Origin of the sequence: Enterococcus sp. DIV0183 (assembly GCF_050541505.1) — a bacterium.
Lineage (GTDB): Bacteria > Bacillota > Bacilli > Lactobacillales > Enterococcaceae > Enterococcus > Enterococcus faecalis.
Genome location: NZ_CP172932.1, coordinates 2,186,869 through 2,211,348, shown reverse-complemented (window position 1 = coordinate 2,211,348; position 24,480 = coordinate 2,186,869). Strand labels below are relative to the sequence as shown.

General features: G+C 37.0%; 24 protein-coding genes. 16 read left to right on the top strand and 8 right to left on the bottom strand.

The window, feature by feature from the left end; genetic code table 11:
* Positions 1-4: 4 nt before the first annotated feature.
* The 4 genes from IGK72_RS10720 (at position 5) to IGK72_RS10705 (ending at position 4,702) form a co-directional block, all read left to right on the top strand.
* Positions 5-667: an adaptor protein MecA gene (locus IGK72_RS10720; protein ID WP_002356478.1), complete on the top strand. Its 663-nt coding sequence runs from the start codon at positions 5-7 to the stop codon at positions 665-667.
* Positions 668-755: 88 nt separating this feature from the next.
* Positions 756-1,934, top strand: a complete 1,179-nt coding sequence (locus IGK72_RS10715) for a competence protein CoiA (RefSeq protein ID WP_165548637.1) — start codon at positions 756-758, stop codon at positions 1,932-1,934.
* Between the two features lie 47 nt (positions 1,935-1,981).
* Positions 1,982-3,793, top strand: coding sequence for an oligoendopeptidase F (gene pepF / locus IGK72_RS10710; protein ID WP_023895563.1), 1,812 nt, complete (start codon positions 1,982-1,984; stop codon positions 3,791-3,793).
* 189 nt (positions 3,794-3,982) lie between these two features.
* Positions 3,983-4,702, top strand: a complete 720-nt coding sequence (locus tag IGK72_RS10705) for a helix-turn-helix transcriptional regulator (RefSeq protein ID WP_002356481.1) — start codon at positions 3,983-3,985, stop codon at positions 4,700-4,702.
* A gap of 282 nt (positions 4,703-4,984) precedes the next feature.
* On the opposite strand, the gene IGK72_RS10700 is transcribed toward IGK72_RS10705, so the two are convergent.
* A complete protein-coding gene (locus IGK72_RS10700) occupies positions 4,985-5,644 on the bottom strand; it encodes a ClpXP adapter SpxH family protein (RefSeq protein WP_002356482.1) in 660 nt (219 codons plus the stop codon).
* A 63-nt stretch (positions 5,645-5,707) separates the two neighbouring features.
* Positions 5,708-6,286 carry a CYTH domain-containing protein gene (locus tag IGK72_RS10695; RefSeq protein ID WP_002356483.1) on the bottom strand — a complete coding sequence of 193 codons (579 nt, stop codon included), beginning with the start codon at positions 6,284-6,286 and terminating at the stop codon, positions 5,708-5,710.
* Between the two features lie 196 nt (positions 6,287-6,482).
* Here IGK72_RS10695 and IGK72_RS10690 point away from each other — a divergent pair, with 196 nt between their 5' ends.
* Genes IGK72_RS10690 through mgtE form a run of 4 tightly spaced genes read left to right on the top strand, consistent with a single transcriptional unit; the run spans position 6,483 to position 10,260 of the window.
* The gene (locus tag IGK72_RS10690; protein WP_002356484.1) at positions 6,483-7,157 is read left to right on the top strand and encodes a GTP pyrophosphokinase; all 675 of its coding nucleotides are present in this window, start codon (positions 6,483-6,485) and stop codon (positions 7,155-7,157) included.
* Between the two features lie 12 nt (positions 7,158-7,169).
* The gene (locus tag IGK72_RS10685; protein WP_002356486.1) at positions 7,170-7,967 is read left to right on the top strand and encodes an NAD kinase; all 798 of its coding nucleotides are present in this window, start codon (positions 7,170-7,172) and stop codon (positions 7,965-7,967) included.
* Positions 7,968-7,974: 7 nt separating this feature from the next.
* A complete protein-coding gene (locus IGK72_RS10680) occupies positions 7,975-8,868 on the top strand; it encodes an RluA family pseudouridine synthase (RefSeq protein WP_002362281.1) in 894 nt (297 codons plus the stop codon).
* 30 nt (positions 8,869-8,898) lie between these two features.
* Entirely contained in the window at positions 8,899-10,260 is a 1,362-nt protein-coding gene (gene mgtE, locus IGK72_RS10675) for a magnesium transporter (RefSeq protein ID WP_002362548.1), read from the top strand.
* 117 nt (positions 10,261-10,377) lie between these two features.
* On the opposite strand, the gene cutC is transcribed toward mgtE, so the two are convergent.
* On the bottom strand, positions 10,378-11,007 hold the full coding sequence (gene cutC, locus IGK72_RS10670; RefSeq protein ID WP_002359565.1) for a copper homeostasis protein CutC: 630 nt from the start codon (positions 11,005-11,007) through the stop codon (positions 10,378-10,380).
* Positions 11,008-11,136: 129 nt separating this feature from the next.
* Between cutC and IGK72_RS10665 the strand changes: the two genes are divergently transcribed.
* From IGK72_RS10665 to recD2, 4 genes are all read left to right on the top strand, one after another.
* Entirely contained in the window at positions 11,137-11,982 is an 846-nt protein-coding gene (locus tag IGK72_RS10665; RefSeq protein WP_002372268.1) for a methyltransferase domain-containing protein, read from the top strand.
* Positions 11,983-12,293: 311 nt separating this feature from the next.
* The gene (trmL, locus tag IGK72_RS10660) at positions 12,294-12,800 is read left to right on the top strand and encodes a tRNA (uridine(34)/cytosine(34)/5-carboxymethylaminomethyluridine(34)-2'-O)-methyltransferase TrmL (protein ID WP_002356493.1); all 507 of its coding nucleotides are present in this window, start codon (positions 12,294-12,296) and stop codon (positions 12,798-12,800) included.
* A gap of 216 nt (positions 12,801-13,016) precedes the next feature.
* Positions 13,017-13,661 carry a histidine phosphatase family protein gene (locus IGK72_RS10655; RefSeq protein ID WP_002365042.1) on the top strand — a complete coding sequence of 215 codons (645 nt, stop codon included), beginning with the start codon at positions 13,017-13,019 and terminating at the stop codon, positions 13,659-13,661.
* A gap of 26 nt (positions 13,662-13,687) precedes the next feature.
* Positions 13,688-16,297 (top strand): SF1B family DNA helicase RecD2, encoded by a 2,610-nt coding sequence (gene recD2, locus IGK72_RS10650; RefSeq protein ID WP_002397079.1) that lies wholly within the window; start codon positions 13,688-13,690, stop codon positions 16,295-16,297.
* A gap of 66 nt (positions 16,298-16,363) precedes the next feature.
* On the opposite strand, the gene IGK72_RS10645 is transcribed toward recD2, so the two are convergent.
* Positions 16,364-17,323 carry a diacylglycerol/lipid kinase family protein gene (locus IGK72_RS10645; RefSeq protein ID WP_002356498.1) on the bottom strand — a complete coding sequence of 320 codons (960 nt, stop codon included), beginning with the start codon at positions 17,321-17,323 and terminating at the stop codon, positions 16,364-16,366.
* Positions 17,324-17,585: 262 nt separating this feature from the next.
* On the opposite strand from IGK72_RS10645, the gene IGK72_RS10640 reads away from it, so the two are divergent.
* Both IGK72_RS10640 and IGK72_RS10635 read left to right on the top strand, forming a co-directional pair.
* Positions 17,586-18,092, top strand: a complete 507-nt coding sequence (locus IGK72_RS10640; RefSeq protein WP_002356499.1) for a QueT transporter family protein — start codon at positions 17,586-17,588, stop codon at positions 18,090-18,092.
* 237 nt (positions 18,093-18,329) lie between these two features.
* Positions 18,330-19,535, top strand: coding sequence for an aminoacyltransferase (locus IGK72_RS10635; RefSeq protein WP_165548633.1), 1,206 nt, complete (start codon positions 18,330-18,332; stop codon positions 19,533-19,535).
* 55 nt (positions 19,536-19,590) lie between these two features.
* Here IGK72_RS10635 and IGK72_RS10630 read toward each other — a convergent pair whose 3' ends face one another.
* The 4 genes from IGK72_RS10630 to IGK72_RS10615 are packed head-to-tail and all read right to left on the bottom strand — an operon-like array spanning position 19,591 to position 22,562.
* A complete protein-coding gene (locus IGK72_RS10630; RefSeq protein ID WP_002356501.1) occupies positions 19,591-20,226 on the bottom strand; it encodes an ECF transporter S component in 636 nt (211 codons plus the stop codon).
* A 3-nt stretch (positions 20,227-20,229) separates the two neighbouring features.
* Complete coding sequence (gene coaC / locus IGK72_RS10625) at positions 20,230-20,784, bottom strand: phosphopantothenoylcysteine decarboxylase (protein WP_002359573.1); 555 nt, start codon at positions 20,782-20,784, stop codon at positions 20,230-20,232.
* Positions 20,781-21,554, bottom strand: a complete 774-nt coding sequence (gene coaB, locus IGK72_RS10620; RefSeq protein ID WP_002359575.1) for a phosphopantothenate--cysteine ligase — start codon at positions 21,552-21,554, stop codon at positions 20,781-20,783. The genes coaC and coaB overlap by 4 nt, the downstream gene beginning before the upstream one ends.
* Positions 21,555-21,569: 15 nt before the next feature.
* A complete protein-coding gene (locus tag IGK72_RS10615) occupies positions 21,570-22,562 on the bottom strand; it encodes a YhdH/YhfP family quinone oxidoreductase (RefSeq protein ID WP_002356506.1) in 993 nt (330 codons plus the stop codon).
* A gap of 263 nt (positions 22,563-22,825) precedes the next feature.
* On the opposite strand from IGK72_RS10615, the gene IGK72_RS10610 reads away from it, so the two are divergent.
* Both IGK72_RS10610 and IGK72_RS10605 read left to right on the top strand, forming a co-directional pair.
* A complete protein-coding gene (locus IGK72_RS10610) occupies positions 22,826-23,368 on the top strand; it encodes a helix-turn-helix domain-containing protein (protein WP_002356507.1) in 543 nt (180 codons plus the stop codon).
* A gap of 25 nt (positions 23,369-23,393) precedes the next feature.
* Positions 23,394-24,479 carry an ABC transporter ATP-binding protein gene (locus IGK72_RS10605; RefSeq protein ID WP_002356508.1) on the top strand — a complete coding sequence of 362 codons (1,086 nt, stop codon included), beginning with the start codon at positions 23,394-23,396 and terminating at the stop codon, positions 24,477-24,479.
* Position 24,480 lies beyond the last annotated feature (1 nt).

The following is a 24,480-nucleotide window of genomic DNA, read 5'->3' as shown; positions in this document are numbered from 1 at the left end:
CGCTATGGAAATGGAACATATTAATGAAAATACGATTCGTGTGTTAATTGGCAACGAAGACCTGGCGGATAGAGGGATTACTTTTCTTGACTTACTAGGAAACCACAAAGATGTTGAAAATTTCTTTTATAGTATTTTAGAAGAAGTTGATGTCGAAGATGAATTCCAAGGTAGTGAAGCAGTCACTTTCCAAGTCTTGCCTAAAAATGATGGTTTAGAACTGTTTATTAGTAAAAATGTCGCTATGGACGACTTGTCTTCCTTAGAAGGTCTGAGCGAAGTCAATGCAGATGTTAGCGAATTAATTCGCAAACAAATTGAAGCAGACAAAGCAGCCGCCGATGAACTTGATGAGATGGAAGCCACAGATGAAACAAACAGAAATGTAATCTTTGAATTAGATAATTTTGAAGCGATGATCCAATTATCCAAAGAAGTCTTCATGCAATCTGTTTTGACTAACTTATACACGTACAACGATCGTTATTACTTACAAGTTTTGTTCTTAACCGATGAATTAGAAAAAACAAATGTTGACAATGAAATTGCACAGATTTTAGAATTTGCTCATAAAACAACTGTCACTCAGGATACTTTAGTCGAATATGGCACTTGTATTATGGAACGCAGTGCATTGGAATTAACACGTTATTACTTTAATGATTAAGCAAAAAAGCAAAAACTTTCGAGTTTTTGCTTTTTTTTTGATGAAAATTAAGAAACTTTGCGTAGTTTATTTATGAGAGGTGAAAATCATGTTAACAGCTTTAACGGCAGACAACCAAGAATTATTTTCTTTAATCGATTGCTCGATTGATGAATTAACACAGATACGAAGCGAACAAGCTTTTGTGTGTCCAATGTGTCATCAATCGGTCATTTTGAAGGCAGGCCCCATTAAAATACCCCATTTTGCTCATCGTAAAAAGAATAGTTGTTGGTACGAAGCAGAAGCTGAAACAGAAGAACACCTCCGCTTGAAGCAGCTTTTTGCGGAAAAGTGTTTACGTGAAAAGCTGTCTTTTCAAGTTGAGGCATACTTACCCGCCTTGAAGCAACGCCCAGATTTACTCATTGGGAAGATAGCCATTGAAATTCAATGTAGTCCATTGCCAATTAAACGTTTGGTGGAACGGACGGAGACTTATCAAACTCATGGCTATCAAGTTGTTTGGATTTTAGGTGAACGATTAGTGCCTAAAGACAAACTCACGCAATTAACGAAACAATTCCTTTATTTTTCGGAGTCCTTGGGATTTTATTTATGGTCGGCCAATAAGAAACAAGAACGAATAGAGTTACTTTGTCATATTGAAGAGAGTCAATGTCAACAATTTTATAGAAGAAAACAATCATGGGATTTTTACGAAAAAAAATTACTAGAAATCTTCCGACTACCGACCGCTAATTTAAATTTACTGCCAAATAGACGGCACACTGGTCAATTGATGCATGATTATTATCAAAAATTGACTCAACAACTTGGTTACAGAAATGCTCAGTTGCTTAGAACACAGAGCTTTTTATATACGAAAGGTTGTCACCTTCTCCAGTTACCTCCTTGGTTTTACTATCCTGGATTGAAGCTATTACCTTCTTCTGAAGAAGATATTCATTTAAAAATGCTTGTTTGGGAAGCACTAAAAACCGAAGAAGAGCGTTTAGTGACCAAACAGGAACTATGGCGTATCTTGGAAGCTATTTTTTTTGAAGAAGGGAACTTTGTTTGGCAGCCACTGCCGAATATTGGCTTAAAAAAGCTTTTTAAAATTGTGGGAAATAACTTATTGAGATGGTTACAAGAATGTTATGTGTTAATTAAAGTAAACAATAAGTACCTAATAACTAGTATTTTCCTAAGAGAAGATCCTGAAAAGCTCATTCATTGGCTAAAAAAAGTGAAAAAACAACATTTTTTTAGTCACACGTGTTAAATTATGATAGTATAATGAGTAAAACGTTTCTTAAAGGAGAGTAAACTATGAGCGAAATTAAACAATTACCAACACGTGATGAAGTTCCAACTCCATTAACTTGGGATTTAACCAAAATTTTTAAAGATGATGCTGCTTTTGATGTTGCGTATAATCAGTTGACAGAAGAGCTAAATCAAGCAGAATCATTTAAAGGAACCTTAGGGAATGGTGCAGAAGCTTTTCTAGCTGCGTTAGAATACGTTTTAGATGTCTATAGAAAAGTGGAAACATTATATGTCTATTCTCATTTAAAAAATGATCAAGACACTACAAATACAGCTTACCAAGCTTTATATGCCAGAGCTAGTTCTTTATATGCACAAGTTAGTGAAGCTGTTTCTTGGTTTGATCCAGAGGTTTTAACATTAAGTGATGAACAAATTTGGGGATATTTTGAAGAGCAGCCGAAATTAGCTGTTTATCGTCACTATATTCAAAATATTTTAGATGAACGTCCCCATGTTTTATCGATGGAACAAGAAGCTTTACTGGCGGGGGCTAGTGAAATTTTTGGTGCCTCAAGTAATACATTTTCAATTTTAAATAATGCAGACTTAGAATTTCCAACTGTGCAAAATGCTGAAGGCGAAACGATTCAACTTTCTCATGGCGTTTATGGTCAATTAATGGAAAGTGTCAATCCATCTGTTCGTGAAGCAGCATTTAAAGGGTTGTACAAAGTGTACAAACAATTTAGAAATACATTAGCCTCAACTTTAGGTGCACATGTTAAAACACATAATTATAAAGCAAAAATTAGAAATTATGATTCTGCTCGGGCAGCCTCTTTAGCAAGTAATCATATCCCTGAAAGTGTTCACGAAACATTAGTAGCTGTAGTAAATAAACATTTACCTTTGCTACATCGTTATGTAAAATTAAGAAAAAAATTATTAAACGTAGAAGAATTACACATGTACGACTTGTATGCGCCTTTGCTAGGTGAAGCACCAATTCGTTACAGCTATGAAGAAGCAAAAGAAAAAGCAATTGAGGCTTTAAAACCACTAGGTGAAGACTATTTATCTATTGTTAAAGAAGCTTTTTCAAGTCGTTGGATTGATGTGATTGAAAATCAAGGAAAACGAAGCGGCGCATATTCTTCAGGAGCTTATGATACAGCCCCATACATTTTAATGAATTGGCATGATAGTTTGGATCAACTATTTACATTAGTCCATGAGATGGGCCATAGTGTTCATAGTTACTATACAAGAAATAATCAGCCGTATGTTTATGGCGACTATTCAATTTTCTTAGCTGAGATTGCTTCAACCACAAATGAAAATATTTTAACAGAATATTTATTACAAACAGAAACAGATCCTAAAGTACGTGCGTATGTCTTAAATCACTATTTAGACGGCTTTAAGGGAACCATTTTCCGTCAAACGCAATTTGCGGAATTTGAACATTTTATTCACACGGAAGATGCTAAAGGAACGCCATTAACAAGTGAATATTTGAGTGAGTATTATGGCGAGCTCAATGCTAAATATTATGGACCAGAAGTAGTTAGAGACGAAGAAATCAGTTACGAATGGGCTAGAATTCCACATTTTTATTACAATTACTATGTTTATCAATATGCAACTGGCTTCTCAGCCGCTTCGGCATTGTCTAAACATATTTTAGCTGGAGAAGAAGGAGCTTTAGAGAAGTACCTTAACTACTTGAAAGCAGGAAGTAGTGACTTCCCAATTGAAGTGATGAAAAAAGCGGGCGTGGATATGACACAAGCCGCGTATATCGAAGATGCAATGAAAGTTTTTGAAGAACGTTTAACGGAATTAGAAGCTTTGGTTGAAAAATTATAAGTCGTAACTTCTTAGTAAACATAAAATATAAACCTGGTTTTACACAGAATAGTAAATATATCTGTGTAAAACCAGGTTTAGTTATATAATTAAATAGATTGTTGCTGTTATATAAAAGAAAGCAAAGATTCTTTGCTTTCTTTTATATCAAGCTTCTATTATCTTTAGAGTAATAAAAGGAGGTTTTTTTTGAACATAGGGAATTCATTAAAAATGAGAAGAAATGAATTAGGATTGACACAATCAGAGGTTGCTGAGAAATTATACGTTACTAGGCAAACAATTTCTAACTGGGAGAATAATAAATCATATCCTAATATTGATTGTTTAATTGAACTAAGTAATCTTTATGAAATGACCTTGGATCGATTATTGAAGGAGGACAATACGATGGTGGAGAAACTTTCGAAAGATATTAGAGAGGGACAGAAGTACAAAAAATTATTTTTAATATTATTAATTATAGTACTATGTATAGGTGGATATTTTACTATTTTACAACTTCGTCTGAATAATTTTTATAGCGGTGTCAAAGAATGGAATCAAAATGGTCAAACTTATAATTTAATAGAAGATAACATTCAATATCATGTGGTTAAAATTGATAATTATAATCTGTTTACAATTCCAGAAGAATTGGAATTAATGAGTTCGTATATCTCTGAAAACGAAAAGTTTAATATGTATTATAGCGGTGATGATTCGAATATAAAAATTTACTGGACAACAGGAGCATTAAATGGGTTAGAGTTATCTTTTGATAAAGAATTCATCTTTGACAATGTAAATCAAAGAAATAAATTTTCTTATGAGATTCAGGAATTAATAAATAAAAATTTAGATAAGGATAAAAAAGAACTAACCATATTATATAAGCAGACTAAAAATAAATGGGAAGAAATAAATTAGCTTGTGTTAAACCGAATAAAATTTCCTCGATTTTTTGAGTTAGTATCGGCGAGTATTGTCTGATAGCGTTCCAAGAGGTTAGTCGATGAACTGAAATAAATATTGGTGGTCGATACAAATTTCGGTGTTAATATTTAAAAGTACATAATATATACATGGCCCCATTCCATAGCTGTCTTTTATAAGAACAAATCATCAAATGTAGCAGTATTAGACTTTATCTATTATTATAGAACATGGTGAAAATAGTAAAAGAAGGGCCAGTCAACTGGTCCTTCTTTTTTATAATAAATGTAAATGTCCATTTGGAAAATGATAATTGGAGCGACGTTTAAATTCAAAGGTTGCGTCACCTTGGTCCAGCAACGGTTCGTTATGTGGATGGACACGACAAAGTTGTTTAATTTCATCCATGTTTTCAAAATTTTCGACTAAAATGCCGAAATCGTTCTCGCAAGTATAGTTGTAAACGACTGCGGTAGGGTGTTGTTTAATCCCCATTTCTCGAGCAACTTTTTGGTCGGTTTGGAAAGATTCTTTGACAAAATCTGATTGTCGGTCTTTACGATACATATCAATATCCCCGCCGGCCGCTAGAAGTAGTTCTTCTGATAACTCAGGAGAGTAAGCTAGACCGTCTTCAGCTACTGCTTTTTGTAAGCCAATCAACAATTGTCGGCCTTTTTTTCGGCCTTGTAACTGTGCTGCTTTATAGTCAAGAGCGGCTGAGTATAAATCTTCAAAAATTCGATTCCGTCGTTTAATGTCATTAATCGGAATATGTTGACGACTTAAAAATTCATTGATCGTTTTCATGTTTAATAAAGGAATAAAGCGCAATTGTATTTTTTTCTTGTCGTTAACAGACAATTGTATAATTTCTTTTTCAATTTCTAAACAGACGCCGCCTAAAGGATTGACGAACAAATAAATTTCAACCATTCATACTTCCTCCAATGCCATGCTTTTTCAAATACAGGTGCCAGAACGTCAGTGCTTCGAATACTAAGGGGCAGTGGTCCGCATCATACGTTGAATCTTGTTAGGTGCAAGCGTAATGGGAATGTTCAAATCAGCCATTAATGTTTGAAACGCTTGCTTGCCGCTTTCAGCTTCAGTAACTTCTAACTCTAATTCAAAATCGTGCTGTTGGTTATACCAACTTTCGTCTAACGCAAGTAGTCCTTGAGGAATTTGTTTTTCTGCACGTGCTGTTTTTAATGAACCAATTAAATGGATCGAGGCGATTTCAATACCTAATTCTTGTAATTTCTTCGCCACAGCCCCCTCAGTAGGGAGGTGATTCCTCTTGATAAAGTGGTTCGCCGTCTCAAGCGATAAAGGGTCATTGATTTCTAATAATCCTTCTGGCGCAGGAACTTTTAAGGTTAACTCACCACGATCTGCTAATACGCGAATTCTTAAGCCCATTCGTTGTGCTTTTAATTGAAAATCGTCCGTATCAAAATAATGATTTGTTTGCGTAAAAAAGTCCGTTTTTTGAATAGCAAAATGGTCGATTAATCGTTTGAAATCTTGCGGACTAACTAATGTTTTAAATTCAATTTCTAAGTGCTCACTCATGGGGTTCTCTCTCTTTCTTAAATCACTCCAATTTTCACATATTATATAGGTTTCCGTCAAGAAAAGTGGTCTTCTCTGTGAAAAATTTTTCTAATGAAAGGCGTTTGGAAATCAAATAGCGAATAACACCCTATTTTAGGGAGGACTGTGGTAAAATAATCAGTGAATGAAATTCAAGGAAATTGAGGGATCTACCATGGAACGAGAGTGGGAGCTGTTTTTAGCGCCATATGAACAGGCGGTCAGCGAATTAAAAGTAAAACTACGAGGTATTCGTAAACAATTTCGGGAGCAAGATAAACACATACCAATTGAATTCGTTACAGGACGTGTGAAACCAGTAGATAGTATTTTGACAAAGACGGCTATTCGGCATATTCCTTTAAATCGGATTGAAGAAGAAATGCAAGACATTGCTGGTTTGCGGATTATGTGCCAATTTGTGGAAGACATTTACCAGGTAGTCGCACTTTTAAGAAATCGTAAAGACTTAAAAATTGTGGAAGAACGGGACTACATTGAAAATAAAAAAGAAAGTGGCTATCGTTCGTACCATGTGGTGGTGGAATATCCTGTGCAATTAGTCACCGGGGAAAAGATTATTTTGGCCGAAATCCAAATTCGGACACTCTCCATGAATTTTTGGGCAACGATTGAACATTCTTTGAATTATAAATATCAAGGTGTCTTTCCTGAAGAAATGAAAGAACGCCTTCAGCGAGCGGCAGAGGCAGCCTATTTATTAGATGAAGAAATGTCATCTATTCGTGAAGAAATTCAAGAAGCACAACATTACTTCTCTCATGGCCGTGGATTGTTAGAAAACGAATACTATAAGCAAATTAAAAACGAAACACCAGAAAATCAGTAAAGGAGTCTGCTTATGAAAGTGGCGATTGTTCATAACTCGGAAGAAAAATCGAAACAAGTCACAAAACAACTGACAACACTATTAGAGCAAAACCAAATTCAAATAGACAATCGTCAACCTGAACTTGTGATTTCAGTCGGCGGAGATGGTACGCTTCTTTCCGCTTTTCATCGATTTAATCATCTGTTAAACGAAGTAAGTTTCTTAGGTGTACATACCGGACACTTGGGTTTCTATACAGATTGGCGTGATTATGAATTAAAAGAACTAGTTGAGAGTTTGTGTATTCATCGTGAAAAAAGTACGAGTTATCCATTATTAGATGTGCGGATTCGGTTTAGAGATGGGAAACCAGATAAACATTTTTTAGCATTAAATGAATCAACAATTAAACGAGGAAACCGGACGATGGTGGGCGATGTGTTTATTAAAGACGAACTGTTTGAACGATTTCGTGGTGATGGGTTGTCGATTTCGACCCCAACCGGCTCTACTGCGTATAATAAAAGTATTGGTGGAGCTGTTTTGCATCCTAGCATTAATGCGTTTCAGTTAACCGAAATCGCCTCCTTAAACAATCGTGTCTTTCGAACATTGGGGTCACCGATTGTAATCGCACATACGGAGTGGCTGGAGATTAAATTACAGGAAAGTGATGATTATTTTGTCACGGTGGACCAATTAGATATTTATCAAGAAAATATCGCTTCCGTCTGCTATCGAATTGCAGACGAACGGATTCATTTTGCCTCTTATCGGCACATGCATTTTTGGCATCGAGTGAAAGATGCCTTTATTGGTGAGGATTAATTAAACGATGGAATTTCAATGGACATACGACAAAGAAACAACACAACAAGTGAAATATTTTTTAAAGGAACAAGGCGTTTCAAAAGGGTTATTAGCTAAGGTGAAATTTCAGGGTGGTAAAATTCAAGTGAATGGGACCGTTCAAAATGCCATCTATCCTTTACAAACTGGCGATGTCGTTAAAATGACGATTCCAGATGAAGCGGAACATGAGACATTATTAACAGATGATGAACCGATTGAAATTGTGTTTGAAGATGATCATTTTTTAGTAGTTAATAAGCCCGCTGGCATTGCCTCAATACCTGCTCAGTATCATCCTTCAGGAACGATGGCGAATCGTGTTAAGGGGTATTACAAGCGACAAAATTACGTGAATCAAGTTATTCATGTCGTGACTCGTTTAGATCGAGATACTTCTGGGCTGATGTTATTTGCGAAACACGGCTTTGCTCATGCTTTAATTGACCAAGAATTACGAGAAAAAAAGGTGACAAAAATTTATTATGCCCTTGTTGGTGGAGCGATTGAGCAGTTAAACGAGCATCAATTGATTGAAAAGCCAATTGGGCGCGACTTGTCCTCTTTATTAAAACGCCAAGTTATCGAAACAGGTCAATTTGCTAGTACAGAATATTGGCTCGCAAAAAGAGGAGCCCAAGCAGCAGCTGTGCGCATTCAGCTCCATACAGGACGAACACATCAAATTCGGGTACATTTTGAAGCAATTGGCTGTTCATTGTTAGGGGATGAGATGTATCATGGAAAGATGGATCAAGGAATTGAGCGGCAAGCGTTGCATTGCATGGAACTAATTTTTACTCATCCTTTTACCAAAGAAACGGTTCATCTGATTTCCCCACTAGCGGAGGATATGAAAAGTGTAGATGATACGTTATAATAATAAAGAGGCAGGAGGGGAAAGTGTAAGATGAATGAAGGCCAAGAAATGGAAGAGCAATTTGCCCTTCTTTTAGAAACGCTAAAAAATCAACAAATGAACGAATTTCGTGAGCTATTTTTAGCGTTACACATTTATGAACAAGGACAATTTTACCAATCGTTAGATGAAAAAGACCGACAACATTTATACAATTACCTATCTCCGAAAGAACTAGCGGATATGTTTGATGTTATCGAAGAAGATAATGAGAATATGAAAGATTATTTAGCTGAAATGCGTCCAAGTTATGCAGCCGATATGTTAGCTGAGATGTATACCGATAATGCGGTGGATTTACTAAATATGTTAGATAAGAGTCAAAAGGCGAAATATCTTAGTTTGTTAAGTAGTGAAGAAGCAGGCGAAATTAAAGAGTTACTTCATTACGAAGATGAAACTGCTGGGGCGATTATGACCACCGAATTTGTTTCGATTGTGGCGAATCAAACAGTGCGTTCTGCGATGTACGTCTTAAAGAATCAAGCGGACATGGCGGAAACAATCTATTACGTTTACGTAGTCGACCAAGAAAATCATTTAGTCGGCGTTATTTCGTTGCGGGATTTAATTGTTAATGATGATGATACCTTGATTGCTGATATTTTGAATGAACGGGTTATTTCAGTTCATGTTGGCGATGACCAAGAAGATGTCGCGCAAACAATTCGTGACTATGACTTCTTAGCTGTGCCAGTTACAGATTATGATGATCATTTGTTGGGGATTGTAACAGTTGATGATATTATTGATGTTATCGATGATGAGGCCGCTAGCGACTACTCTGGTTTAGCCGGGGTCGACGTTGAAGAAGTTAGTGAGAACCCTTTAAAAGCCGCTTCTAAACGATTACCTTGGTTAATTACGCTATTGTTTTTAGGAATGTCTACGGCCTCGTTAATCAGTAATTATGAGTCGTTAGTTAGCGAAGCGAGTATTTTAGCCGTTTTTATTTCTTTAATTACCGGAACAGCCGGCAATGCCGGGACACAATCATTGGCGGTCGCGGTACGCCGTTTGGCTATGAAAGATGAAAAGGATAGTAATTTTGGTCGCTTAATCTTAAGTGAAGTACTCACGGGACTAGTGACGGGGGCTGTGACAGGTTTAACCATTATGATTGTGGTTGGCGTGTGGCAACATAATCTTCCGCTTGGATTTGTGATTGGGATGGCAATGCTCTGTGCAATTACTGTGGCGAATTTAGCAGGGAGTTTAATCCCAATGTTAATGGATAAATTAGGGTTTGATCCCGCAGTTGCCAGTGGTCCGTTTATTACTACCTTAAGTGATTTAACCAGTGTATTAATTTATTTCAATATTGCCAGCATGTTTATGCGTTATTTTGTTTAAAAAATTGCACTTATTTATCATGAGACTGAGGTAAAAGGATTCGTTGGTTTGCTTGAAATCAAAAAAGTGAGATAGCCGATAATACGACGGCTACCTCACTTTTTTAGATACAAGAAATTAAACAATTTTTGTGCCATGGACTTCTGTGACTTTTAAAGTGTCCATCACAGTTTGAACGTTTTCTGTGGAAATACCGCCACCTGGTAAAATAAGAATCCGTTGATCTGCGTAGGCAATTAATTCTTTTAAATGATCAAAGTTGTCTTCGATAGGGGTACCAGCTGGCCCGCCATGAGTTAAAATACGTGTCACACCACGCTCAGCTAACCAGTCGATCGCCTTAAATTGGTTTTCTTTCGACAAGGCATCAAAAGCCATATGGAAAGTGATTTGCAAGCCTTCAGCTGTTTCAATGAATAAGTCCAAAGCTTCTTCATCTAACCAACCGTCCTCAGTTAAACAGCCAATAACAATGCCGTCGGTTCCTAATTTCTTTGCTTCGATTAAATCGGTATGCATAATTTTTAATTCAATATCATTATAGACAAAATTGCCGCCACGAGGACGAATGATTGTCATCACTGGTACAGAATGTTCGCCAGCGTATGCTAAGACTTCTTCAATAACACCAGTACTTGGCGTCGTTCCACCCACGGCTAAGTTATCGCATAATTCGATGCGATTCGCACCTTTTTGAATGGCTTGGGGAATCTTAGTGAAATTTTCGGCACAGAATTCTTTAATCATTTCTTATCGCTCCTTGCTTTTTCTTCACAGGCATTGTACCATAATTCTGCTTACTACCATAGCCCTGAAAAAAAGAGTGCAACTTTTTATAAGAGAAAATGTTCATTTGATGAACGTAAGGAGTTTTAAATGTTAAAGAAAATTGAACGAGCACAACAATTATTGAAAAAAGAAGCAGCCGTATTTCGCTGTCCAACTTGTCATGAACCAATGCATGTAGAAGGGGTTGGTCTGATTTGTCAACAGAGGCATCAATTTGATTTATCCAAGAAAGGCACGCTATACTTTCTAAATCATGGCGTTCAGACAGAATATAATAAAAAAATGTTTACTTCTCGGGGAAAAATGATTCAAAGTGGCATGTACGCGCCTGTTTTAAACAAAATTATGCACTATCTTCCTCAAAATAAAACAGTAGTCGATGTTGGTTGTGGTGAAGGGAGTTTTCTTGCTGAGTTAAGTCAAGCAGGCTTATCTGGACTGAAAATCGGGTTTGATTTATCAAAGGAAGGAATCTATTTAGCAAGTAATCAGCCAATTGATGCGTTTTGGTGTGTGGCGGATTTAACGAATTTGCCATTTGCGGATCAAGGGCTTGATACGATTTTAAATATTTTTTCTCCTTCACATTATCAAGAATTTCGGCGAGTACTAAAAGCTGACGGGACTGTGATTAAAATTATTCCTGAAGAGAATTATTTAAAGGAATTACGAGCGGCTTTTTATCCCAATGACGAAAAGAAACAAAGTTATTCCAATCAAAAAGTAGTCCAACGTTTTGCCGAGGAATTAGCAGTGGAAGTAGATGAACGAATAACTTATTGCTTTGACATTCCCGAGGAAAGACGGTTGGATTTATTAGAAATGTCGCCATTAGAGTGGCAAGTTTCTCAAGAAGTTAAAGCCAAACTACAACAGCGACCATTGGAAAAAATCACGATTGACGTCCGCTTGTTAGTAGGTCGTAAAAGATAGACTTTTTTGTGAAGAAAATCCTAAAAAAGTCTTGCAATAAAGTGACATTGGTGTTATATTACTTACAAGTTGTTTTTTCATTGGTTTTTATCAGGGTCCTGTTCTGATAAAAGTTAGTGAAGAGACCTTCACTAACGTAACGACTCGCCGTGCTAGACACCGAGACGGTACGTTTTTTTTTATTGGTTAGAACAGCTGCCGCCTGACATCATCGCGTCATGCGGTTTTTTTGAAAATAAGTATTGTGGGCGCTATTTATTTTGAATTTATGCTAAAATGAACACGATTGATATTTGAGGAGCTGAAGATAGTTGACGAACCATATTGTTTTATTTGAACCACAAATTCCAGCAAATACTGGAAATATTGCACGGACATGTGCAGCGACGAATACACCGTTGCATTTAATTGAACCTTTAGGATTTTCAACAGATGATAAACACTTAAAACGTGCCGGATTAGATTATTGGAATGATGTAAATATTACGTATCATAAAGATTTGGCTGCCTTTTTAGCTCATGTGGCAGGCAAACACTTGCATTTAGTAACCAAATTTGCTCACCAAACATACAGCGAGGTCAATTATAATGATGGCGAGGACCATTATTTCCTTTTTGGAAAAGAAACAACGGGCTTACCAGAAACGTTTATGCGAGAAAACGAAGAAAAGTGTATCCGAATTCCTATGAATGATGAACATGTGCGCTCACTGAATCTTTCTAACACTGCCGCACTAATTGTTTATGAAGCCTTACGTCAGCAAAATTTTCCGAACTTAGAACTGACGCATCATTATGAAAATGATAAATTGGATTAAAAAAAGTTAAGACAGTAGCGCTTTTTTCAAAAATGTCAGAAGAAAGTGGTTTTATTTTTACTGTTGCCCAATTTTCAAGCCTAGAACAAAAAACAATTTAGATTTTTGTTCTAGGCTTATTTTGCTTGGATTACTAGAAACTTCCATGGATATTTTCGCAGGGAAGTGATAAACTAGAAAGACATATGAAGAGATAAAGAAGTTTGGAGAAGTTACATGAAATTATATTTTACACGACATGGAAAAACTGAATGGAATCAACAGAAACGATTTCAAGGAATGACAGGAGATTCGCCGTTATTACCAACTAGTTATGACGAAATTAAACAATTAGGCCAATATTTACAAGATATTCCGTTTGAAAAAATTTATTCTAGTCCGCTATTACGTGCCAAAAATACTGCGCGGGGAATTCAACAAGAATTGAATCGTCCAGTTGAAATTGTTTATACAGATAGCTTAAAAGAATTAGGTTTAGGTCGTTTAGAAGGACAATATATTGAAGAAATGCGTAATTTTTATGGAGAAGAATTAGATCATTTACGGCATCGTTTAGATTTGTATGATCCAACAATTTTTGATGGTGAACCAATCGAGCAAGCGATTCAACGGATTTCAGAAACAGTTGCTGAAGCGGCGAAGCAGCACGAAGGTCCAGTTCTATTTGTCGGACACGGAGCAGCGCTGACGGCGGCAATCCAAGCGATGGCTGGTAAACCATTATCAGAATTACGGACAATGGGCGGGCTGTTAAACAATAGCCTTTCAATCCTTGAAACCAAAGAGGCATCAAGGAACATGCCGTACGACTTAACGTTATGGAATGATACGTCTTTTTTAGCTAAAGAAAAAGCACAATAAGCGCACAACAGAAAGGAGGGCTTGTAGTGGTAACACTTTTTGGTGAGGACGAAGAAAAAGCCTTTATTGTTGGGACTGTACAAGCAATCTTTTTTGAAAATCCCAGTAATTTTTATAAAGTCGTTCTTGTAAATGTGACCGATACAAATACAGATTATTTAGAAAAAGAAATTGTAGTAACTGGAAGTTTTGGCCAAGTTCAAGAAGAGGAACCCTATCGTTTCTTTGGTCATTTTGTGGACCATCCTCGTTATGGCAGACAGTTTCAGGTGGATAGTTATCAGCAAGAAAGACCGACTTCAGCTAGTGGGGTGGTTAACTATTTATCAAGTGACAAATTTCCTGGCATTGGTAAACGAACTGCTGAAAAAATTGTTGAAGTATTAGGGGAAAGTGCGATTGACCGAATTATTGATGACCCGAGTGTTTTGGAAGAAGTTACTGTTTTAAATGAAAAAAAACGTCAAGTAATCGTCGAAACAATTCGCTTGAATCACGGGATGGAGCAAGTGATTGTGGGACTAAATCGATACGGCTTCGGTAGTCAGTTAGCTTTTTCAATTTATCAAACTTATCAAGAAGAAACCCTTTCTGTGATTCAAGAAAATCCCTATCAGTTAGTTGAAGATATTGAGGGAGTCGGATTTAAACGAGCGGACAATATTGCTGAACAAATCGGCATTCAGGCGGATTCTGCTGTTCGAATTCGGGCAGCGATTTTACATGAAGTGTTTGAACACTCTATTCGTTCAGGCAATACGTATGTTCAAGCAGATGTTTTATTAGAAGAAGCGATTCGGACCTTGGAAGCAAGTCGCCCAGTGGAAATCTCACCTGATCAAGTGGCCAATGAAATCATTACGTTAGTCGAACATGGAAAAATCCAACAAGAAGAGACTAAACTTTTTGAGAACAGTCTCTATTTTTCTGAATGGGGCATTGGTACTTCGATTCAGCGTTTACTTTCTCGTAAAAAAGAAATTCATTATGAGGAAGAAGAAGTCCAAAAAAATATCCGAATGATTGAGAAACGTTTAAATATTCAGTATGGCGACTCGCAACAAGCAGCGATTGAAGAAGCGATTAAATCGCCGTTATTTATTTTAACTGGAGGGCCCGGAACAGGAAAAACTACTGTTATTAATGGGATTGTCTCGTTGTTTGCGGAACTAAATGGTCTTTCATTAGATCTCAAAGACTATACGCAGGAGATGTTTCCAATCTTGCTAGCGGCGCCAACTGGGCGAGCAGCGAAACGTATGAACGAAACGACAGGTTTACCTGCAAGTACCATCCATCGTTTGTTAGGCTTGACAGGTCGTGAAAAAAATCCGAGTTTAACCGCCAAAGAATTAGAAGGTGGTTTGCTAATTGTAGATGAAATGTCCATGGTGGATACTTGGTTAGCCAATACGTTATTAAAAGCTATTCCGACAAACATGCAAGTGATTTTTGTTGGTGATAAGGATCAGCTACCGTCTGTCGGTCCAGGTCAAGTCTTACATGACTTATTGCAAATTAACGAAATTCCCAAATGTGAGCTAAACGAAATTTATCGTCAAGGAGACGGTTCAAGTATTATTCCTCTTGCCCATGAAATTAAAGAAGGAAAATTGCCTACTGATTTTCAAAAAAATCAAAAGGATCGCTCGTTCTTTGCAAGTGATATTGGTCATATTGAAGAATACATTCGACAAATCGTCACAAAGGCAAAAGCAAAAGGGTTTACGCCACAAGATATTCAAGTTTTAGCGCCAATGTATCGTGGCGCAGCTGGCATTGATGCCTTGAATAAAATGATGCAAGAAATCTTCAATCCAAATGAGGGGAAGAAAAAAGAAGTCAAGTGGAATGACACCGTCTATCGGATCGGGGACAAAGTTTTGCAACTAGTCAATACGCCAGAATTAAATGTGTTCAATGGAGATATGGGAGAAATCGTCGGAATTACTTTAGCCAAAGACTCAGAGGACAAAGTGGACGAGTTGGTTTTACAGTTTGATAATAATGAAGTAACGTATAAAAGAAATGAATGGAATAAAATTACGCTATCGTATTGTTGTTCGATTCATAAAGCGCAAGGTAGTGAATTCCGCATGGTGTTACTGCCAATGGTTCATCAGTATAGCCGAATGCTGCAACGAAATTTGCTGTATACAGCAGTGACACGTAGTAAAGAATTATTAATTCTACTAGGTGAGGTTTCTGCTTTTGAAACATGTGTCAAAAACGAATCGGCTAGTCGCATGACGATGCTAAAAGAACGAATCGTGAACGCAGAACAAATGACCTTAACGACTAGAACTCAGTTAGAAGCCTATGAAGAAGGTTTAACGGCAGACCATCCATTTACTGAAAAAGAAACAAAAGCTGTCTCTTATGAAAATGAACAGCAATCAACGAAAGCCGATCAGATCAAAGAAACAGACGAGCAATTAGTTGACACAACGGTACAAGAAGTTTCACTATTTGCTGATGAAGGGGAAGAGTCAACCCCAGAAACAGCAAAGAAAGCGACAAAAGTTGTCGAAGAACCATTACCAAAAGAACCACGACTAACAGTCGAAATTATTCAAACAAATGCTGTTGATCCAATGATTGGAATGAAGGATACGACGCCTTATCAATTTATGTGAGAAAAGGAAAGAGTGCCATAAGTCGTTTTGACTTATGGCACTCTTTTTCAACCTTAAGGGACTCAGTTAAAACCAAAACAAACGTTTTTGTGTGGTATAAACCATATCAATACTTCGTTTGCCTAAAATCTCGCCATCTGCGTGAATGGTTTGTGGAATCGTCGAAACAATTCGAATTTTACTTGATTGAAAATGATGAAAATGTTTAGATTTCCCTTGTTTTTGGCGAAGCAATAGGAAAATAAGCCACAAAATTTTAAAAATATTGATTCGTTCCACGACAACTAAGTCCACGACTGCTTTGCGAGGATTGGCCGTCGGCATAATTGATACGCCCCCGCCAAAATAAGGATGATTTGTGACCGTACATAGGAAAGCACGATTAAATGTGTATTGTTTACCATTCATTTCAACTAAAATTGGAAAGCCTTTTTGTTTAAAAAAGACATGAATGATTGAAGAAATATAGGAAAGCGAGCCAAGCTTAAATTTATTTAAGGCTTTTTTTGATGACGATTCGTTGGTTTTTTCCACGATTGCCGCATCTAATCCTAAGCCAACATTATTGGTGGCTAAGCCGATTTCTTCTTGGTTGGCTTCTACATAATGAATTGTTTGAATTTCTTTTGGTCGTCTGGTGCGCAGGATTTGATGCAATGCTTTATCAATATTTCTTGATAATCCCACCCCTCGTGCAAAATCATTTCCAGAGCCGCATGGAATATAGCTTAAAGGAATAGCTGAATCATATGGAAGTAATGAATTAATGACATTATGTAGTGTGCCATCGCCGCCTAGCACGACTAGGATTGGAAAAGTTGAAACGTCTAAGTCTTCAGACCAAGGAAGTAAAGTTGTTTCTGCAAGTTCCTTCGTCAATTCTTTTTCATGTCCAGCGTAATCAGTGTAAAGAGCCGTATATTTAAGTTCTTGTTGCTTGAGTTGTTGAATCACTTTTCTAGCGACTTTTCGGCCATTGCCGCTACTTGCCTGCTCGTTGATAATAAGATAGTAGTGAATGTTCATTGAGCTCCTCCTTTGAATCGCTATTGTCCATTATACCAGAGGGAGGAACTTCTGCGAATAAAGATTGCTTAAAAAAGTAAAAAATGACTAGAAAAAGGCACGAAACAATGCATGAGAGGTGAAAACTGCAAATAAGTGCAAAGTAAAACAGGGCTTTCATTGACTATTTTGACTTTCCATATTAGAATGTGAACTGTTGCAATTGTAACCAAGGTTCATCAACCATCCCTTGTAAAAAAACTCGGAGAAAGAAGGAAAAAGTATGCAAAATTCGTTTCAAGCCAATCGAAAGCTAAGAACAGTCTTAGCCAATGGTATCATTATGGGCTTATATATTGTCCTCTCTTTATTGGTTCGGCCAGTTTCTTCTGGTATGATTCAATTTAGAATTTCAGAAAGTTTGAATCACCTAGTCGTTTTCAATCGCAAATTGATGTGGGGTGTTTTAGGCGGCGTTATCTTTTTTAACTTATTTTTTGGTTTCGGTGTAATGGATGCTCTGTTTGGTGGAGCGCAAACATTATTTGCGTTGAGCTTAACAGCTTTTTTACAAAAAAAGGTACCAAGTATTCCTGTTAGAATGTGTCTAAATAGTCTATTTTTCACTGTAAGTATGTTTTTTATTGCCTTTATGCTAGTACCAAGTGGCGGTCAAGCATTTTGGACAACTTATGGTTGGTTAGCATTAAGTGAAGCGATTATTATGACGATTTCAGCACCAATCATGTATTTTATCAACAAGTCATTAAAATTTGAAACACGTATTTAATTGAAAAGATGTGGATAGAAATGATTCATCCTTTGAATGGCAGTGAAGAAAAGTGTCGTTGCTATTAGTGAACTAAGTGATAGAATGAACTGTTTCTACCTCGTCTTTTTTACATAAAGAATAAGATCTACATTTTTTCTAAAAATTTTCATGTAAAACTTTACTAGTCTGTTGGAATACACTATGATAGTGTAAGATAAACGGACTATTGGAAAGTCACAGCAGAGGAGTTTGAACATGTACACATTTAAAATCGGTATTCCGGCAGAAGTACACGATACATTTGTTAAAAATCACCCATTATGTAATTTACTACAGTCATCTTCATGGGCAAAAGTCAAGGATAACTGGGGTTCTGAAATTGTTGGGGTTTATGAAAAGGATACATTAGTTGCATCAAGTTTAGTTTTAATCAAACCATTACCAGTCGGTTTTACGATGTTATATACACCAAGAGGTCCAGTAATGGACTATACAAATGAACGTTTGGTCAGCTACTTTATGGCTGAATTGAAAAAATTTGGCAAGAAAAAACGAGCTTTATTTATAAAAATGGATCCAGCGGTTCATTATCAAGATTTTCATTTGGGAGAAGAACACCAACCGCATGCTGAAGCGACATCTATTATTGAGACCTTGAAAGAAGCAGGGGCCAAATATCAAGGACTGACAATGGATATGGGGGCCACCATCCAGCCTCGCTTCCAAGCGAATATTTATCGTGAAGATTTTAGTGAGGAACAATTGTCAAAAAGTACCAAGAAAATGATTAAAACAGCTGAAAAAAAAGGGGTCGTTGTGCAGCAAGGGCATGTTGACTTTGTTGATGAATTTGAAAAAGTCATTCAATCAACCATGGAACGCCAACATATTTCTTTACGGAATAGTGATTACTTTAAGAAGCTGTTGAACATTTACCCAGAAGACTCCTTTATTATGCTGGCGCAAGTCAATTTAAAGGAACGCTTAGACAGCACGCGACAACGCTATGACAAAAATCAAAAAGACTTGAGTAATTTGAAAGAAAATCAAGTGAAAAAGCGCCATAATTTAGAAGAATTAGATGCTTCCTTGACTCGGGAACTAAAAGAATTAGAAGAAAATATCGCAGAAGCTGGTGAAATCGTCACGGTTGCTGGCGCTTTGGCTGTGACATTTGGTCCAACAAGTGAAATCCTTTATGCTGGCTTAGATGATCGTTATAAACGCTACATGCCAACATATGTGACTTGGCGAGATGCCATTCAAGAATGTTTTAACCGTGGCTGCGAAAGCTGTAATATGGGCGGCTTAGAAGGTAGTTTAAATGATGGCTTAATTAAGTTTAAAGCGAACTTCAACCCAACGATTAATGAATTTATTGGGGAATTCGATTTACCGGTTAATAAATTATTATTTAAAGCCAGTGAATATGCCTATAAATTACGAAAACAAAAAAAATAAATAAAAAACACATGGACTAAAAATCAAACTTGATTTTTAGTCCATGTGTTTTTTTCTATAGTTTTTGTGTTGCATTCCGTTTCATTAAGCGAAGCAAAACGCTAGCAATTGCTGAAGCAGCTACACCAGCAACAAGAGCTTCTGGCACACCAGAACTGAAAATCGTCGCAATAATAGCTAGGTAAACAGCAGTTCCAGCTTTACCAATAATTTCAGCATAAGCTGAATTAAAAAGAAAATAAATCATGTTCATGACTAAAATGGTATTCGTTGCTGAGCCTAAAACACCAGCCACAAATAAGGAGACAGGTTGCGCTTTTTCCTTCGTTAATTTATTTAGCCATTTGTAAGCGAAATAAGGAACGACCCCAATTAAAATCCGCGGAATGAGCACAATTAAAAGTGCCTTCCAACTACCATGATCGGTACCGATCACAGGAATAAATGGAGAAAAAACAAACGACAAAGGTGTTGGTGCTGTCGTATTTTTAATTAAGCTAATGATCCCAAACGTGCCGCCCAACATACTACCGATTTTTGGCCCTAAAACAATGGAACCAATAATTACAGGAATATGCATCGTGGTCGAATTTAAAGGACCTAATGTGATAAATCCTAGCGGGGTTAAAGCCAGTAAAAGTAAGATAGCTAAGAACATTGCTGTTAACGTAAATTTTTTCGTGTTATTCATAAATTACTCCTTGTTATCAGATGCTAAAATTTTCATCACTGTTTGAAGGATATCTTCAACAGTGGCAAGTGCGCCACGACCATAATCGCCACAAGCTAATAGAGCTTCACGTGGGATTATTTCTTGATAGCCGACTTCTTTTAAAATGCCAATATTTCGTTGGACAATGGGGTTTTGGTACATATACGTATTCATCGCGGGCGCAATAATTTTGGGTGTTTCAGGATAAAGTGCCAAAGCAACTGTTGATAATAAGTCGTCGGCAATCCCATGGGCTAATTTCCCAATTGTATTGGCCGAAGCAGGTGCTACTAAAAATAAATCCGCTTTTTTAGCTAACTCAATGTGATTAATTTTACTGGGATCAATTTCCATCATGACATCCGTATGCACTGGATTCTTAGAAAGTGATTGTAACGTCAGCGGAGTGATGAACGCTGTGCTGCTTTTAGTCATTAAAATTTCCACATTGTAGCCAAGCTTAGCTAGTTGACTTGTAATATCTGCTGCTTTATATGCAGAAATGCTGCCAGAGACGCCTAATAAAATAGTTTTCATTGTTGTTCTCTCCATTTCTTTTCAACATTTTTAACGATCATTGAACCAATCCCTTGTTTTGAACAAGCTTCTTGGACAATGCCCGTTTCGTTAATTAATAATCCTTCGTGTTCTGTTTCATGAACGTTCATCAAGTCATTGGCTAAGACAAAGTCACACCGATTTTTAACCAAAGCGGCTTGTGCAACCTGGACAAGTTCTTCTTGTGAAACGTCGACAAGTAATTTAAAGCCCACTAAAACAGTTTGGGGTTGCTTGTCACGAATCATTTGGATGACTTTAGGATTTTTCTTTAGAAAAATTAATAATCGGTCCGTATCAGATGAAATTTTTGTTGCTGTTTGAGGAATATCAGCAATCTGATTCAATGTGTTTTGAACGATAGTTACCAAGGCTTCTTTGGTCTTTGGCAATGTTTGTTCGCTTAATTGTTGAGCAAAAGAATCAATAAATTGTTCTTCCGTTTGCGCAGTTTCCGTCGTAAAATCACTGACTGCCATTGCGTGAACAATCGCATCAAATTGCTTTTCAGCAAAGAGTTGTTCTAACGTAGTGGCTAATTCAACCGTTGTTTCTATTTCTTTAATTGATAAGTCCAATTGTTGGGTTGGACGTAATGCATGTTTGGTTGTTACGTAGGTTACGGTGTGTCCAGCAGCTAAAAAACTTTCAGCAATTGCTTTTCCTAGTCCGCCAGAAGAATGATTGGTAATCGAACGAACATTATCAATCGGTTCTGACGTTCCGCCAGCAGTAACTAAAACATCCATAATCAAAACGCCTCCTTAAGAAATTCGGACAATGGTCCGTCCAATATGTTGGCCTGCTTGTAATGCTTCAAAAACAGGGGGAAGTTCTTCTAAAGTAATCTCTTGATACACAGCTTTTTCAGTGATGTCTAAATCAGTGGCAAGACGTTGCCAAACTATTTTTCGTTTGTCCATACCAACATTAACCGAATCAATGCCCAATAAATGAACGCCCCGTAAAATAAAGGGTAAAACGGTTGTCTCTAATGTAATTCCAGCAGCGCGGCCACAAATGGCTGAACGGCCATCATAACGAAGTTGTGGTAAAACAGCAGAAGTAATTTCCCCACCAGTGGTATCAATTGCAAAAGCAAAACGCTGTTTCATCAATGCTTTAACAGGAGTTGCTAAGAAATCTTCTACTAATAAGCATTCACTAACACCTAACTCTTTTAAAAGCTCAAAAGAATCTGGCTTTCTAGTTAATGCAGTGATTGAAGTGTAGCCTAATTGATGCAACATCGCAATAGACAATGTCGCAACACCGCCTGTCGCACCAGTTACAATAATGGGGGCTTCTTTGTCGTCGCGTAAGCCATCGTCTTCTAAAGCTGTGACAGATAATCCGGCCGTAAAGCCAGCAGTTCCGAAGATCATTGCTTCTTTGAGACTCATTTTTTCAGGAAGTGGAACTACCCAATCGCCAGGAACACGCACATATTCAGAATAACCACCAGTATGACTAACCCCTAATTGATAGCCTGTTACGATCACTTTATCGCCTTCTTTGAAACGAGGATCTTCCGATGTGACAACAGTGCCACTGACATCAATTCCTGGAATCATTGGATAATTGCGAATCACACCGCCGTCTTTTTTTGAAGCTAAAGAGTCTTTAAAGTTAACTGAGGAGTAGGCTGCTTTGATTACTACAGTGCCTTCTGATAAATCGTCTAAAGTAATGGTTTCTAGTTGACCAATAACAGATGTATCTTGTTCTCTTAACGTAAATGCTTGAAATGAATTCATATAAAAACTCTCCTTCCAATTATGTAAAAAAGCAACTCGTCTTATTTTATCATATTCTGATTTTTTCGTATCATTTTTCTTCTTATAAACAGTAAGTTATACAGAAAAGAAAGATTGTGTGACAATTAGACTAGAAAAATAAAGAAAAATGGTTGAAATTTTTCAAAAAGTTCGTATACTAAAAAAGGTAAAACTAAACTGTAAGTTTAGTATTACAAAACTTTTGTTGAAAAGATTAGCTGAAAATAGAAACGAGGTGTGCCATGGAAATTGGTGAGAAGTTGAGAAATTTACGCATTCAGAAAAATTTAACACAAGAAGAATTAGGCGAAAGAACGGATTTATCCAAAGGCTATATTTCCCAATTGGAGCGGGATTTAAGCTCACCATCAATGGAAACATTTTTCTCAATTTTAGAAGTACTAGGCGTGACGCCAGAGCAGTTTTTTAGTCAGCAACCGCTTGAACAGAAAATTGTCTACAATGAAGAAGAAAGTACCCTCTATTATGATGAAGAACATGGCTATGAACTAAAATGGTTAATTCCAGCCTCAAATGAAAAAGAAATGGAACCTGTCATTATTACTTTTGATAAAAATGGCGAATATAAAACGTTTGAACCTTCTCTATCGGAAACATTTATTTATGTGATTGATGGCTCCATTCGTTTGACATTAGGGGAAGCCACGTATATTGCTAAAAAAGGTCAAACCATGTATTACCAAGCAACAGAACCTCACCAAATTAGCAACAATGGTCGAGGAAAAAGTCGTGCGTTAATTGTGGCGACAGAATCGTATTTATAAAGGACGAAATGGAGGAGTTTATCCAGTGAGAAACCATGTGATTTCATTTGAAAATGTTGTCAAACAATTTGACGATGAACCAGTATTAAAAAATGTCAGCTTTGAAATTGAAGAAGGAAAATTTTATACGTTATTAGGACCTTCAGGATGTGGCAAAACAACGATTTTGCGTATTATTGCGGGATTCAATGACGTGACTTCTGGCGATGTTTATTTTGATGGTAAAAGAATAAATGATGTACCTGCCAATAAACGCCAAGTCAATACCGTGTTTCAGGATTATGCTTTGTTTCCTCACATGAATGTTTTTGATAATGTTGCGTTTGGTTTAAAAATCAAAAAACTATCCAAAGCAGAAATTGAAAAAAAAGTGAAAGAGGCATTACGTTTGGTTCAATTACCGGGCTACGAAACACGTGAAATTAGTGAAATGTCTGGGGGCCAACGTCAGCGGGTCGCAATTGCTCGAGCGATTGTCAATGAGCCAAAAGTATTGCTTTTAGATGAGCCGTTATCCGCTTTAGATTTGAAATTACGCACAGCGATGCAATATGAACTACGTGATTTACAACAACGTTTAGGAATTACTTTTATTTTTGTGACCCATGATCAAGAAGAAGCATTAGCGATGAGTGATGAAATTTTTGTCATGAATAAAGGTCATATCGTGCAAAGTGGCACACCAGTCGATATTTATGATGAACCGATTAATCACTTTGTTGCTGACTTTGTAGGGGAAAGTAATATTGTGGATGGCGTGATGCTGGAAGATAATTTAGTTTCATTTGTGGGAAAAAAGTTTGAATGTGTCGATGGCGGCATGCGGAAAAATGAACCTGTAGAAGTCGTTTTACGTCCAGAAGACTTAACGATTACCACGCTTGAAAAAGGCAAGCTAACCGTAACGGTGGATACACAGTTATTCCGCGGCGTTCATTATGAAATTATTTGTTTTGATGAACAAGGAAACGAATGGATGGTGCATTCCACTCGAAAAGCCAAAGAAGGTGCTCAAGTAGGTCTCTCTTTTGAGCCAGAAGATATTCACGTGATGCGCTTCAATGAATCAGAAGAAGACTTTGATGCCCGTTTAGAAAGTTACGACGAGTAAA

Coding starts and splice junctions, on each gene's coding strand:
- IGK72_RS10645 (WP_002356498.1), bottom strand. CDS start 17,323: ATGAACATTCACTACTATCTTATTATCAACGAGCAGGCAAGTAGCGGC.
- IGK72_RS10720 (WP_002356478.1), top strand. CDS start 5: ATGGAAATGGAACATATTAATGAAAATACGATTCGTGTGTTAATTGGC.
- IGK72_RS10700 (WP_002356482.1), bottom strand. CDS start 5,644: ATGGTTGAAATTTATTTGTTCGTCAATCCTTTAGGCGGCGTCTGTTTA.
- IGK72_RS10690 (WP_002356484.1), top strand. CDS start 6,483: ATGGAACGAGAGTGGGAGCTGTTTTTAGCGCCATATGAACAGGCGGTC.
- cutC (WP_002359565.1), bottom strand. CDS start 11,007: ATGATTAAAGAATTCTGTGCCGAAAATTTCACTAAGATTCCCCAAGCC.
- IGK72_RS10665 (WP_002372268.1), top strand. CDS start 11,137: ATGTTAAAGAAAATTGAACGAGCACAACAATTATTGAAAAAAGAAGCA.
- coaC (WP_002359573.1), bottom strand. CDS start 20,784: ATGAAAACTATTTTATTAGGCGTCTCTGGCAGCATTTCTGCATATAAA.
- coaB (WP_002359575.1), bottom strand. CDS start 21,554: ATGGATGTTTTAGTTACTGCTGGCGGAACGTCAGAACCGATTGATAAT.
- IGK72_RS10655 (WP_002365042.1), top strand. CDS start 13,017: ATGAAATTATATTTTACACGACATGGAAAAACTGAATGGAATCAACAG.
- pepF (WP_023895563.1), top strand. CDS start 1,982: ATGAGCGAAATTAAACAATTACCAACACGTGATGAAGTTCCAACTCCA.
- IGK72_RS10635 (WP_165548633.1), top strand. CDS start 18,330: ATGTACACATTTAAAATCGGTATTCCGGCAGAAGTACACGATACATTT.
- IGK72_RS10685 (WP_002356486.1), top strand. CDS start 7,170: ATGAAAGTGGCGATTGTTCATAACTCGGAAGAAAAATCGAAACAAGTC.
- IGK72_RS10680 (WP_002362281.1), top strand. CDS start 7,975: ATGGAATTTCAATGGACATACGACAAAGAAACAACACAACAAGTGAAA.
- mgtE (WP_002362548.1), top strand. CDS start 8,899: ATGAATGAAGGCCAAGAAATGGAAGAGCAATTTGCCCTTCTTTTAGAA.
- IGK72_RS10615 (WP_002356506.1), bottom strand. CDS start 22,562: ATGAATTCATTTCAAGCATTTACGTTAAGAGAACAAGATACATCTGTT.
- IGK72_RS10695 (WP_002356483.1), bottom strand. CDS start 6,286: ATGAGTGAGCACTTAGAAATTGAATTTAAAACATTAGTTAGTCCGCAA.
- IGK72_RS10715 (WP_165548637.1), top strand. CDS start 756: ATGTTAACAGCTTTAACGGCAGACAACCAAGAATTATTTTCTTTAATC.
- IGK72_RS10610 (WP_002356507.1), top strand. CDS start 22,826: ATGGAAATTGGTGAGAAGTTGAGAAATTTACGCATTCAGAAAAATTTA.
- IGK72_RS10630 (WP_002356501.1), bottom strand. CDS start 20,226: ATGAATAACACGAAAAAATTTACGTTAACAGCAATGTTCTTAGCTATC.
- IGK72_RS10640 (WP_002356499.1), top strand. CDS start 17,586: ATGCAAAATTCGTTTCAAGCCAATCGAAAGCTAAGAACAGTCTTAGCC.